Origin of the sequence: Desulfovibrio sp. 3_1_syn3 (assembly GCF_000145315.2) — a bacterium.
In the GTDB taxonomy this organism is placed as follows: Bacteria; Desulfobacterota; Desulfovibrionia; order Desulfovibrionales; family Desulfovibrionaceae; genus Desulfovibrio; species Desulfovibrio fairfieldensis.
Window position 1 is genome coordinate 708,499 of record NZ_ADDR02000002.1, and the last position, 13,074, is coordinate 721,572.

The following is a 13,074-nucleotide window of genomic DNA, read 5'->3' on the forward strand; positions in this document are numbered from 1 at the left end:
GATTCCACGTGTTCAAAAGTAGCGGAATATCCAAACGGGCCGCCGTCACCTTCGTCACCCTGCTGATTCTGTGCGGTCTTGCCGTGTATTTTCTGGTGGAACGGAAATACCAGATTGAATACATCAAGATGGAGAGGGTCATCCTCAATCAGAGCAACAAGCTCACCGCTGTTCTCACAAAACTGTTTTATAAAACCCAGGCGCTTTCCGCTCTGGTGATCCAGCATAACGGCAAGGTGGAAAACTTCGAAAAAGTGGCCTCCACCCTGGTGGACGATCCGGCCATTCTCAATGTGCTGGTGGCGCCGGGCGGCGTGGTGAGCGACGTCTACCCCCGCAAGGGCAATGAAGCCGTGCTGGGCCTGAATTTTTTCGCCAGGGGCGCGGGCAATCAGGAGGCTGTGGAGGCCAGGGACGCGGGGCAGCTGATTCTGGGCGGTCCCTTCCCCCTGGTGCAGGGGGGGCAGGCCCTGGTGGGACGCCTGCCCGTGTACATGGATGACGGCAAGGGCGGAAAGTTGTTCTGGGGGCTGGTCTCCGTCACCCTGAAATTCCCGCAGGCCCTGAACGGCGCGGAACTGGACAAACTGGCCGAGCTGGGCCTGGCCTATGAAATCTGGCGGATCAGCCCGGATACCAACAAAAAGCAGATTATCGCGCGTAGCGACTATGCGTACAACAAGGACGCGCCGTATCTGGAAATGCCGCTCGACATTCTCAACGCCCACTGGTTTTTCCGCCTTTCGCCCGTCAAACTCTGGTACCAGTATCCCGAATCCTGGCTGTACATCTCGCTTGGCGTGTTGGTCAGTTTCCTGCTGGCCGCGCTTGCCCAGCATAACCATGATTTGCGCCGCATCCGCGGGCAACTGGAAAACATGGCCTACCAGGATGCCCTGACCGGCCTGCTCAACCGGCGCGGCCTGTTTGAAAAACTGGCCGAACTTATCAAGGGGAACGGCGGGTTCTGCCTTTATTATCTGGATCTGAACGAATTTAAACTCTTCAATGATACCTACGGGCACAATGTGGGCGACCGCGTCTTGCAGGTTTTTGCGGAAGAGGTCCAGAACCACATGGGTTTCCGGCATATTTTCGCCCGCGTCGGCGGCGACGAATTCATCATCATTGCTCAGGGCTCGGAACGCGAGGAAAAGACCGAAAAATTCCTCGACGACATCCGCGCGGCCCTGCGAAGCCGGGCTGTTGTGGACGGCGATGACATCCGCATTTCCTTCAGCGTGGGCAAGGCCGTCTATCCCCGCGACGGAAAAGACGTCGATGCGCTGATCGCCCACGCGGACGGGGGCATGTACAAAGAGAAACGCGCCCGGACCTGACCGGCGCGTTTGCAAAAGGAAGCCATACGGTGTTCGAGCATTTTGTTTTCGACTGGCGCGACCTGCTGGATATTGCTCTGGTCAGCGCGTTGCTTTACCAGGTCATCCAGCTTCTGCGCGGCTCCCGCGCTCTGGCCGTGCTTACCGGCCTGGGCTTGCTGACTCTGCTGTATTTCATGTCCAGGACCATGGGCCTGTATACGCTCACCTGGCTTTTGCAGCACATCTTCAGCTCACTGTTCATCCTCATCGTGGTCATTTTTCAGGCCGACATCCGCCAGGCTCTGGGCGAAATGGGCGCGCACCGGCTGTTCCGCCGGCGCGAGCTCAAGCAGGGCGGCGTGGAGGAAGTGGTCATGGCCTGCGTGGAAATGGCCCGCCTGCGCGTGGGCGCGCTTATCGTCATTGAGCGCAGCATGCGCCTCGGGGACATGATCAAACGCGAAGGCGTACGGGTGGACGCCCAGCTCTCCCGTCAGCTGCTCATGAATATTTTTTATCCCAAAGCGCCGCTGCACGACGGCGCGGTGGTCATCAGCCGCGGACGGATCATGGCGGCGGCCTGCATTCTGCCGCTGGCCGTTGCCAAAGGCCAGAATTTCGGCACCCGCCACCGGGCGGCTCTGGGCATCACCCAGGAAAGCGACGCCGTGGCCGTTGTCGTGTCCGAAGAGCGCGGCGAGATTTCCGTGGCCATGAAAGGGGAGCTGGTGCGCTCCCTGGACGCGACGCGTTTAAGGCAGGTGCTCAATGAAATCCTCTGAGAACAACGGCAGTCTGCGCCGCGCGCCGCATCTGCTTTCGCTGCTGGTGGCCGTGCTGGCCGCCGTGGGCATGTGGTACGTGGTCAGCGTGCGCGACCGCCTGGAAGCCCAGGTGGAAGTGAATATCGACTATTACGGCATTCCGCCCAATCTGGTGGTCACCGATGGCCTGATCAGCAAGATCACAGTGCGTCTGCGCGGGCCGGAAACCTTGCTGCGCTCCATTCCCCAGCAGCGTCTGACTCAGGCCGTGGACCTTTCGGACATCAAGAAGGGCGTCACTGTGGTGCCCTTGGGCGGCGACAATCTGGGGCCTACCTTCCGGGCTTTTGAGCTGGTGGACATCCAGCCGCCGCGTATCGTCATCAAGGCCGATACGCTCATGGAGCGCAGCGTGCCGCTGCGCACCATTGTGGATTCACCCCTGCGCGGCGGGGCGCTGACCGTGGAAAACGTCAGCGTGTCGCCGGCCACCGTGGTGTTGCGCGGGCCCGAGGACGTGGTCTCGGATATTTCCAGCGTGCCGCTGACCATTATGCTTGATCCCAAGGCGGCGGGTACCACCGTGCACCAGACAATCACCCTGGACACGCCCAGCCTGGTCACCGCCAATCCGCCTTCGGTGCGCGTGCAGTACACCATCACCAGCGGCCGCACCGTGGTTTCGCGACGCTGCAAGGTGGAGCTGGCCGGGGAAAACCGTCGCCAGTACACGGTGGAACCCGAGGAAGTGACTGTACTGGTGGAGGTGCCCGAGGCCCTGGCCAAGAGCGCCCGCTATCTGGGGCAGCTGGAGGTCAGCGTCACGCCGCCCGCCCTGGAGCCGGAACAGAGCAAAAAGGTCGAGCTGCGCTTCCGCCTGCCCGAGGGCATGACGCTCTTGAATCCGGCCACTGAAGAAGTTACGGTTTCCCGCAAGAAAAAATAGCCTGCGGCTTCGCACGGAACATGTATATGTCGGCAATGCGCCGATGCTCCGGGAGCACAAAAGGAGTTTTCATGGCTGAACGTCTTTTCGGCACGGACGGCTTGCGCGGCACGGTGAACAACGCGCCCATGACCGTGGATGTGGCCCTGCGCCTGGGCCTGGCCGCCGGGGTGCGCTTCCGGCGCGGCCCGCACCAACACAAGGTGGTCATCGGCAAGGACACGCGGCTTTCCGGCTATATGTTCGAATCCGCGCTCACGGCCGGGCTGTGCGCTGCGGGCATGCACGTGATCATGACCGGGCCGCTGCCCACGCCCGCCATCTCCTTTCTGACGCGCAGCATGCGGGCTGATCTGGGCGTGGTGATTTCGGCCTCGCACAATCCTTTTTCCGACAACGGCATCAAGTTTTTCGACGCCGACGGCTATAAGCTGCCGGACCAGACCGAAAACGAAATCGCGGAAATGGTCCTTAATCCGGATATGGCCTGGCCTTATCCGGACCCGCGCCAGGTGGGCCGGGCCACCAAGATCGAGGATGCCGGGGGCCGCTACATCGTCTACACCAAGAGCTGCTTCCCGACCCAGTTGACCCTCTCCGGCCTGCGCATCGTGGTGGATTGCGCCAACGGCGCCAGCTACAAAGTGGCTCCGCTGGCTCTGGAGGAACTGGGGGCCGAGGTCTTCCGCCTGAGTACCGCGCCCGACGGCACGAATATTAATGACCACTGCGGCTCGCTCTACCCCGAAGTGGTGGCGGCCAAGGTACGCGAGGTGCGCGCCGACGTGGGGCTGGCCCTGGACGGCGATGCCGACCGCCTGATCGTGGTGGATGAGCACGGCAACGTCCTGGACGGCGACCAGCTCATGGCCCTCTGCGCCCAGTCCATGATGGCGCGCGGCGAACTGCCGGGCAACATGCTGGTGGCCACGGTCATGAGCAACCTGGCCTTGGAGATCTTCATGCGCGAGCACGGCGGCACGCTGCTGCGCACCAAGGTGGGCGACCGCTACGTGGTGGAGGCCATGCGCCGCGAGGGAGCCATGCTCGGCGGCGAGCAGTCCGGGCATCTGATTTTCCGGGGCTACAGCACCACGGGCGACGGGCTGCTGGCTGCCCTCCAGATCCTGCGGATCATGCGCGAAAAGGAAAAGCCGCTCTCCGAACTGGCGGGCCTGCTCACGCCCTTCCCCCAGAGGCTCGTCAACGTGCGGGTGGAAAAGCGCCTGCCCTTTGAAGAGCGGCCGGCCATCGGCGAAGCCGTGGCCAAGGTGGAAAAGGAACTGGCCGGGCGGGGCCGGGTGCTGCTGCGCTACTCGGGCACCGAGGCCCTCTGCCGGATCATGGTGGAAGGCGAGGATGAGGACAAGGTCAGGGCCTTTGCCGCGGATCTGGCGGATGTGGTTGCCCGTGAACTGCGTTGAGGGGGGACCGCCGACAAGTTTTTGGAGCAATTCACATTTGAGATGAGTGAATTGCTCTGCAAGGATTTGTCTGCAACTCCTTGCAACGAAATACGAGTGGCCGGTCTTTGCTCGCCGTAAACGAGCATTCCAAGTGTAAATGTTCTAAAAAGCGGTCACGGTCCGGGGCGGCATGGAGCGGCCGTCTTGGGCCGTGACTATTTTTTATCTTCTCACTTACGCCGTAACTCGCCGGAGAGCCCCCGCTTTTTTCGGAATGTTGAGGCGTTTCCTCTGAAATTTCCAGGCTGCAGGCGTCGTTTATTCGGGCAGGGATGTTTTTATTCCGGCCAGTGCGGACGGCCATATCGCGGCCGCAACAGTTCTCGGGCCCTGTCGGGAGACGACATACAGCTTTCAAGAGACGTTCCGCGCCCGCGCGGCCGGGAAAATGCGTTTTTCTCTTGCGCTTGTCGGGCTTTTGGCGGAGTATGAACTTGAGGCATATCCGGCGCGCCGTGGAATAATCGGGATTTTTATAACGGAGCGCCGCCCGACCGGAGTTCAACGTCAGGGGGCCGTCAGAGGCGTCGGCTTTTGGCCGTGACCCCTCCCACCTGAGGCTCTGACGCTGTTTTGGCACTTATACATGAGCGGAGGCGCGCATGAAGGATATTCGCAAGGTGATCATTCCGGTGGCCGGTTGGGGTACGCGTTCCTTGCCCGCGACCAAGAACATTCCCAAGGAAATGCTGCCCATCTACAACAAGCCCGTCATCCAGTATGTGGTGGAAGAGGCTCAGCGCGCGAAAATCCAGGACGTGATCTTTGTGACCAACCGCGACAAGAGCGTCATTGAGGATCACTTCGACTACAACCTTCAGTTGGAGGGGGTGCTCGAACGCGCGGGCAAGCTGGATAAGCTCAGGGAAGTGCGGCAGGTGGCCGAAATGGTCAACATCATGTCCGTGCGCCAGAAAAAGCAGCTCGGCCTTGGGCACGCGGTGCTCTGCGCCCGCGAACTGGTGCGCGACGATCCTTTTGCGATCATGGTGGGCGACGACTTGATGTTCGGCGGCGTGCCGGGCATCGGCCAGCTCATTGAAGTTGCCATGGCCGAAAAAATGCCGGTCATCGGCGTCATGGAAGTGCCTTGGGAAAAGGTCAGCCGTTACGGCATTATTGACGGCGAGGAAGTGGCCCCCGGCGTTTTCCGGGTGCGCAACATGGTGGAAAAACCCAAGCGCGAGGCCGCGCCTTCGCGGATGGCGATTGTGGGCCGCTATGTGCTCACGCCGGAGATTTTCGACTATCTGGAAAAGGCGCAGCCGGGCCACGGCGGCGAAATCCAGCTCACCGACGCCCTGCAGGCCATGGCCCAGGATCGCGGCATGATGGCCGTGCGCATGTCGGGCATGCGTTTTGACGCCGGTGACTGGGCCGAATTTCTGACGGCCAATATTTACTTCGCCCTGCAGGACGAGGAACTGCGTTACGAATTGCTGGGATTGCTCAAGAATTTCGTCCAGTTCCAGTAGAAACAGCCCTTGGGGCTTGCCCCCAAAAGCGTTTTTTCTCCCTGGCTGCGCCAGGAGCCCATTGCGGCCCAGGTCTGTACCGGAAACGTACTGTCCTTGGCTTGCAATGGGCTCCTTTCTTGCCGGAGAACAAAAATCTTCATGGCGCAGTGCTTCCCAAAATTCATTTTTTGAGAGACAAGCCCTTGGGGTTGGAACGTCTGTTCTTGTTCCGAATCTTCAGAACGCCATATCGGGAAATGGTGAGGTCACGGTTTTTTCATGTACGCCAGCGTCGCCCTGTTAAGCCCTCCCTATGCCTGCCTGACCTATGCCCTGCCGCCGGAATTCCCGGCGGCATTCTGGCAAACCGGTCTGCGTCTGGCCGTGCCCCTGGGCAGGGGAGAGCAGGGGGCTCTGCGGGCGGCGGTCTTGTTGCGCGTGAGCCCCACAACGGATCTGCCGGAAAATGTGGCTTGCAAGACGGTCTGCTGGCCTCTGGAAAATGAAGCCCTGCTGCCGCCGGACCTGCTGGCTTTGGCGCTGGACCTGGCCCGCCGCCAGGGCGTGGAGCCGGGACATATCCTGGGCCATGTGCTGCCGCAGGGGCTGCGCAGCACGCGCGTCCGCCTGCACCGCCTGGAAGCGGGCCGCGCCTCGGCGCTGAGCCTGCGGCAGATCCGCGAGATTCAGCCGGAAGAACGCCGTGAACTGGCCCAGGCGCTCTGTGCGGGCGCGGCCCGTATGCTGGCCCCCGGCGCGGACGCGGCCAGCGAAGAATTTTGCCTCTTGCGCGCGGACCCGCCCTGGCCCGTGCGCCCCTCGGCGGCGCGGCAGATTGAAGTTCTGGAATATCTGCACGAACACGGGGCCGTGAGCCGCCGCCGTTTGCTGCAAAACCTGGGGCAGGCTGTGGCTCCGGCTCTGCAAAGCCTGCTCAAGGCCGGACATCTGGCGCTGACGCGTGAGGGCAGCGGGGAAGAAGATGAGCAGGCCCTGCTGCCGCCCCCGCCGACGCCTTTCTGCCTCAATGCGGACCAGGAAGCGGCCCTGGCCGGTCTGCGCGCGGCCCTGGGCGAGGAGGAGGCGGCCTCCCGCCTGCTCTACGGCGTTACGGGCAGCGGCAAGACCGCCGTGTATCTGGAACTGGCAAAAATGTGCCTGGCTCAGGGGAAAAGCCTCTTGCTGCTGGCTCCGGAAGTGGCGCTGGCCCATAAGTTGCGCCGTGACGCGGCCTGTTCCCTGCCGGACGCGCCGCTCTTTTTTTACCACGGTTATCAGTCTCCGGCCCGGCGTGAGGCCACCTTCCGCGCTCTGGCCGCCCGGCGCGAACCCTGTCTGGTGGTGGGCACGCGCTCGGCTCTTTTTCTGCCCGTGCCCCGGCTGGGCTGCGTGGTGCTGGATGAAGAGCACGACGGCTCCTTCAAACAGGATGAAAGCCTTTCCTACCAGGCCAAGGAAGTGGCCTGGTTCCGCATGGCCCAGACGCGCGGTCTGCTGCTGCTGGGCTCGGCCACGCCGGACGTTAAAACCTTTTACGCGGCGGAAAGCGGCCATCTGCCCCTCCTGCGTCTGCCGAGCCGGGTGGGCGGCAAGCCTTTGCCGCCGGTGGAACTGATCGATATCAGCACGGTGTCCCCGGTCGTCTCCGCGATGGACGGGGACGGCCTGCTGGCCCCCCAGAGTGAAGCGGCCCTGCGCGAAACCCTGGACAGGGGCGAGCAGGCCGTGGTCCTGCTCAACCGGCGCGGCTACGCGCCTCTGATGTACTGTCTGGACTGCAACAGCACCCTGCGCTGCCCGCAGTGCGAGATCGGGCTCACCTACCATAAGGGGCGGGAAAAGCTGGTTTGCCACTATTGCGGCTATACCCGGCCCTTTCCTTCGCCTTGTCCGCAGTGCAAGGGCATGAATTTTCTGCCCCTGGGCGAAGGCACCGAGCGCCTGGCCGAGCGCTTGAGCGTGCTGGCCGGGCGGCCCGTGCTGCGGCTGGACCGCGACAGCACCCGCCGTCCGGGCCGCATGGAGGACATCCTGGCCGCCTTTGCCCGCCAGGAAGCGCCCATCCTGGTGGGCACGCAAATGCTCTCCAAAGGTCATCATTTCCCGCAGGTGACCCTGGCCGTGGTGGCCGACGGCGATCTGGGCCTGAATCTGCCCGACTACCGCGCGGCCGAGCGTACCTTTCAGCTCCTGGTCCAGTCCGCCGGCCGGGCCGGACGGGGTGAAAAACCGGGCCGGGTGCTGATCCAGACCCGCGACGTCAGCCATTATTGCTGGCAGTACGTGCAAACGGGCGATTATGAGGGATTTTACGCGGCGGAACTGGCGCGGCGCCGCCTGCGGCGCTATCCGCCCTTTGTGCGCCTGGCTTTGATCCGCATGTCCTTCGGCGTGGAGGAAAAAAACGGGCCCGCGGCCCTGAACGAACTGGCCACCGCCCTGCGCGCTCGGGCGCGTGAGCTCGACGTCCAGATGTTGGGCCCCGCGCCCGCTCCCCTGGCCCTGTTGCGGGGTCGGCGGCGTTTTCACTGCCTGCTCAAGGCCGGGGACTGGCAGGCCCTGCGCCGACTCTATTTTTTCGCCAGAAGCCGGAAAGCCTCCGCGCTGTTGCGACTTTTCCTTGACCTTGATCCTGTTAATATGCTGTGATTGCAGACATACTTTTTAGGAAAGCACTGATTGCTGTTCTTTTTGCCCTCTGCCCGCGTCAGGTTCACTCCGTGCGAAGGTCGGGTTTGAATATACTCCCTCCGCCCGCAGTTCGCCTTGCTTTAGCCGTAGGCGAACCTTGTGAGCCGTACGGATAAAGACAACAATTGGCTACGCAAAACGCTGACCAAGGAAATTGCTGTCGCTATCCGTAGCGATGCTGTCCTTATCTGTACGCCGCCCTGCGGCTACAGCCAAGGCAACACGGCTTCGCCGTGAACGGCTCAAGCAAGCCGCTGTCGCGGCAACGGCTTGCGCCCTTGGCAGAGAACAAAAATCTTCATTAATCAGTGCTTCCTTGATGAGCGGGTGACGCCATCCGCTCCGCGCCGTCCGCGCCGCGCGGAAAGAGCCTGGGGGGCTTTTTCCGCAATGGGGAGTGCGCGCGGCATTTGTCCGACTTGTGGTGTTAAATGCTCTGGGGGAAAAATGAGGGTTCTGCGCGTTTCCTGTCTTTTGCTCGCCCTTCTGGCGGGCACGGCATCGACGGTTCTGGCCGAGGGTTTTGCCCTCAATGAATGGAGCGCCAGGGGTGTTTCCCTGGCGGGCGGCATGGTGGGCCGCGCCGACGACGTTTCAGCCCTGGCCTATAATGCGGCGGGCATCACCCAGTTGCCGGGCACGCATGTCATGGGCGGTCTGGCCTTCATCGCCCCGCTGGGCACCATCGGCACCGAGCACGCCACGGGCATGCAGTACACCACCACCAAACCGTCGGTCTGGCTGGCCCCGCACGGTTACGCCAGCTATCAGCTCAACGACAATGTCTGGCTGGGCATGGGCGTGTTTTCGCGCTTCGGCCTGGGCAACAGCTATTCCGGCAACTGGACCGGCAGATACAATCTGTATGACGTGGGCGTGCAGACCATTTCCTTTGTGCCCACCCTGGCCTACAAGATCAACGATATCTTTTCCGTGTCCGTGGGCGTGGAGGCTCTCTACGCCAGCATGTACATGGGCAACAAAATTCCCTCCGCCGCAGGCTGGCCGCCCGTGCAGCGGCCCGACAACGACCTCCAACTGGAGGGCACGGGCTGGGGCGTGGGCGCGCATCTGGGCCTGCACATGCGCTTCAACGACCAGTGGTCCGTGGGCCTGGCCTACAAGAGCCAGGTGACGGTCAACATCCACGGCGATGTGGAATTCGGCTCTCACGAGCAGAATCTGCTCAGAGCGCGTCAACACTTGCCCGAAGCCAGGGACTGCAACGCCCATACCACCCTGCAACTGCCGGACTCCCTGGCGCTGGGCGTGGCCTACAAGCCGCTGGACAATCTGAGCTTCGAGGCCGGGACGGTCTGGACGCGCTGGTCCACCTACAACGCCTTGAACATCTATATGGACAACGGCTACGATTCCATCAGCAACAAGGAATGGCGCGACGGCTGGAATTTCAACGCCAGCGTGGAGTACAAGCCTCTGGACTGGTGGAGCCTGCGGGCGGGCCTGGCCTACGAAACGGCGGTGGTCAATGAAAAGCATGCGGATTTTTTCGTGCCCTCCAGCGGGCGCACCATCCTCAGCCTGGGCACGGGCGTGGAGTGGAACAACTGGACCGTGGATTTCGCCTATTCCCACCTCTGGATCAATCCTGTCAGCTATGACGAGACCGACGCCGCGGGCATTCGCGGCGACACCGGGATCACCGGCGGCAAGTCGGAAAACGTGGTGGCCAATATCTATATGTTTTCCATCGGCTATACCTTTTAAGTCGGATTCTCCGGGCTTCGGCCCGTTGCATGGAACCGGGAGGCGTTAGCGGGCGCTTCCCGGTTTTTTTCCATGGCATATGATTTGCATCTTTTTCAGGCGTCCGGCAAAGAATTGGCGCCCGCAAATGGGAAGGCGCGGCGTGCCGGATTCCGCCGGGCGCGGGAGGAAGTCAGGAATTTTTATAGAAATTCTATTGACAATTTCCAGATTTTGCCCAACTCTCAAAACTCCCTGTGAGCAGAAGGGGAAAAGCATTCAGGAGGACTGTCATGAAACGCATTATTGCCGCTTTGGCGCTTGTGCTGACGCTTGCCCTGCCCGGTCTGGCCGCGGCGGAAGGCACCGGCATGTACCTGGCTCCCAAGTTCCTGATGAGCATTCAGGACACGGGCCGGGTGGAACGTTCGTCCGCTTTGGCCGGTACGGGCGTGGACGACTACAGCCAGTTTACCCTGGGCGGCGCGTTGGCCCTGGGCTATGACTTCTGGCCGCAGCAGATGCTGCCCCTGCGCGCGGAAATTGAATTCGCCATGCGCGGCAACAGCGAAAAGACCTGGAGCGACGGCGGCGTCAATGTGCGCGACGTCAAGGGCACCTGGAACAACTCCACGCTCTTTGCCAACCTGTTCTGGGACTTCCACAACGACAGTGCCTTTACGCCCTATATCGGCGCGGGCCTGGGCCTGGCCTTCAATTACACGGGGTATGATTTTACCACCAATAGTGGCGACAAGTTTTCCGCGGACGACCGTTTCACCAACTTCGCCTGGAACGTGGGCGTGGGCGCGTCGTACAGCTTTAATGAAAATCTCGCCATTGACGCTTCCTACCGCTTCGTGGGGCTGGGCTATAACGAAGTTACAGCCCATTCGAATGGCAGCAAGTATGAGATCGGCAGCGATCCCTACAACAACGAATTCATGCTGGGTCTGCGTTTCGCTTTCTAAGCCCGGTTAAGCCGAACTGATTTTACGGTAAGCGCCCTTTCGTTTACAGCGGGAGGGCGTTTTGTTATGAGTTCCGAATCGCGGGCCGTGCGTGGAAAGACACAGGAATGCCCGCCATGCGGATGGCCTGGATTGGAGGGATTGCGTTTTTCGCATAAAAGCATTGACGCTGCATGGGAAGAATGCAAAGCTCAATTTCAGAGAACTTATTTTATTTTTGGAGGAAGCGATATGAAACGTATTCTGGCGACACTGGCCCTTGTGGTGGCCCTGGCTTTGCCCGGACTGGCTCAGGCCGAAGTGAACGGTGTGTATTTTGCCCCCAAATTCCTGATGTCCATTCAGGACACGGGCAATATTTCCCGCCCCTACAGCGACATGACGGACGAGAGCTACAGCCAGTTCACCCTGGGCGGCGCGCTGGCCGTGGGTTATGACTTCTACCCCCAGCAGCAGATCCCCCTGCGTGCGGAAATTGAATTCGCCCTGCGCGGCAACAGCGAAAAGAGCTGGGATTCCGAGTTCGGCGGTTCGGGCGTCAGCACCAAGGGACTCTGGAACACCTCCACCCTGTTCCTGAACCTCTACTATGACATTCAGACCGATACCCCCTTTGTGCCCTACATCGGCGCGGGCGCGGGTCTGGCCTTCAATTATGTGGAATACACAGTGCATAGTGACGGCTTTGGCGGCAGCGCCAGCGAAAACTTCACCAACTTCGCCTGGAACGTGGGCGCGGGCGTGGCCTACAACTTTAACGAAAACTTCGCCGTGGACCTGGGCTACCGCTTCATGATGATGGGCTACAACGAAGTTTCCTCGAATGGCCTCAAGATCAGCAACCAGCCCTACAACAACGAATTCATGCTGGGCCTGCGCTTTACCTTCTAAAGCCTGTCCCGCGAATGGATCTCCAAAAACCCGCCATAAGGCGGGTTTTTTGGTTTCCGATAGACGGCCTGCCGGCTTGTTAGAGCATGTGTCACATAAACTGCTCTGAAATGTATGGCCGGCCTGGAATTTTTCCCGAGACGGCCGGTACGCCAGTGACGCCGTGAAAGCGGTTTCCTCTGCGGCGTGATAACAATTTCTGTTATCGCGGGTAGTTAGAAGAGATTTTCTAGAGAAAAAACCCGGCGTGGGGCTCAAAAAACTTTTTTTCCCTCTTGACAATCCGTCCGGCCTTATAGTTCGGAAGCTGTATGGATATGACGAAAAAAACAGCGTATAATTGAGAAAAACAGAGTAAATTTTATGTTTGGTTGTGGAAAAAATATTTCTTACATTGTGTATTATTTTGTGGAACGAAGCGAAAGCCTTGGCCCGTAAGGCTTTCGCGGCAGCCCCCGTTCTTCGCGAAATTAAAAAATTACTATGTATTTCAAATGATTATTGAGGAAAGTCTTTGGGGAAAGCAAAAGAGGCCACTGGCCCAGAGGGCTGGTAATCCTCCATTGCCCGAGTCCGCGCTTTCGGGCTACAAGGCCCCCATGCGAGATCAATGGGCCGAAATTTCTGAAAATCTCAAGAAAATGCTGGATTCCGGCGTTTTTAAAGTCTGGATCGCCCCTTTGCGCGCCAGGCTGGAGGACGGGGCATTGTGTCTTGCCGCGCCCAATGCCTTCATGGCCGGTTGGCTGGAAAGCCGGATGCTTTGCACCCTGCGCGAGGCCGCGGCCCCGGTGCTGGGTCTGGCGCCCGAAGCCGTGGACCTGCGCATTGAGATTGCCGGAAATGACCGGAATGCCGC

General features: G+C 60.7%; 10 protein-coding genes. All 10 read left to right on the top strand.

Features of this window, described 5'->3' with window-relative positions:
* Window positions 1-8: 8 nt before the first annotated feature.
* Window positions 9-1,340, top strand: a complete 1,332-nt coding sequence (locus HMPREF0326_RS14355) for a sensor domain-containing diguanylate cyclase (RefSeq protein ID WP_020990698.1) — start codon at window positions 9-11, stop codon at window positions 1,338-1,340.
* Between the two features lie 29 nt (window positions 1,341-1,369).
* The gene (gene cdaA, locus HMPREF0326_RS14360; RefSeq protein WP_008685170.1) at window positions 1,370-2,104 is read left to right on the top strand and encodes a diadenylate cyclase CdaA; all 735 of its coding nucleotides are present in this window, start codon (window positions 1,370-1,372) and stop codon (window positions 2,102-2,104) included.
* Entirely contained in the window at window positions 2,091-3,032 is a 942-nt protein-coding gene (locus tag HMPREF0326_RS14365; RefSeq protein ID WP_008685169.1) for a CdaR family protein, read from the top strand. Before cdaA ends, HMPREF0326_RS14365 begins: the two co-directional genes overlap by 14 nt.
* A 71-nt stretch (window positions 3,033-3,103) precedes the next feature.
* Entirely contained in the window at window positions 3,104-4,456 is a 1,353-nt protein-coding gene (gene glmM / locus HMPREF0326_RS14370) for a phosphoglucosamine mutase (RefSeq protein WP_008685168.1), read from the top strand.
* A gap of 644 nt (window positions 4,457-5,100) precedes the next feature.
* The gene (gene galU / locus HMPREF0326_RS14375) at window positions 5,101-5,973 is read left to right on the top strand and encodes a UTP--glucose-1-phosphate uridylyltransferase GalU (RefSeq protein WP_008685167.1); all 873 of its coding nucleotides are present in this window, start codon (window positions 5,101-5,103) and stop codon (window positions 5,971-5,973) included.
* A 261-nt stretch (window positions 5,974-6,234) separates the two neighbouring features.
* On the top strand, window positions 6,235-8,604 hold the full coding sequence (priA, locus tag HMPREF0326_RS14380; RefSeq protein ID WP_008685165.1) for a replication restart helicase PriA: 2,370 nt from the start codon (window positions 6,235-6,237) through the stop codon (window positions 8,602-8,604).
* Between the two features lie 489 nt (window positions 8,605-9,093).
* Window positions 9,094-10,374, top strand: a complete 1,281-nt coding sequence (locus tag HMPREF0326_RS14385) for an OmpP1/FadL family transporter (protein ID WP_008685164.1) — start codon at window positions 9,094-9,096, stop codon at window positions 10,372-10,374.
* Window positions 10,375-10,646: 272 nt separating this feature from the next.
* Window positions 10,647-11,324, top strand: a complete 678-nt coding sequence (locus HMPREF0326_RS14390; RefSeq protein WP_008685163.1) for an outer membrane protein — start codon at window positions 10,647-10,649, stop codon at window positions 11,322-11,324.
* Window positions 11,325-11,555: 231 nt separating this feature from the next.
* Window positions 11,556-12,215 (top strand): outer membrane protein, encoded by a 660-nt coding sequence (locus HMPREF0326_RS14395; RefSeq protein ID WP_020990699.1) that lies wholly within the window; start codon window positions 11,556-11,558, stop codon window positions 12,213-12,215.
* A 599-nt stretch (window positions 12,216-12,814) separates the two neighbouring features.
* Window positions 12,815-13,074 (top strand): DnaA N-terminal domain-containing protein (locus HMPREF0326_RS14400; RefSeq protein WP_332248641.1); only part of this gene is annotated, 260 nt, incomplete at its 3' end.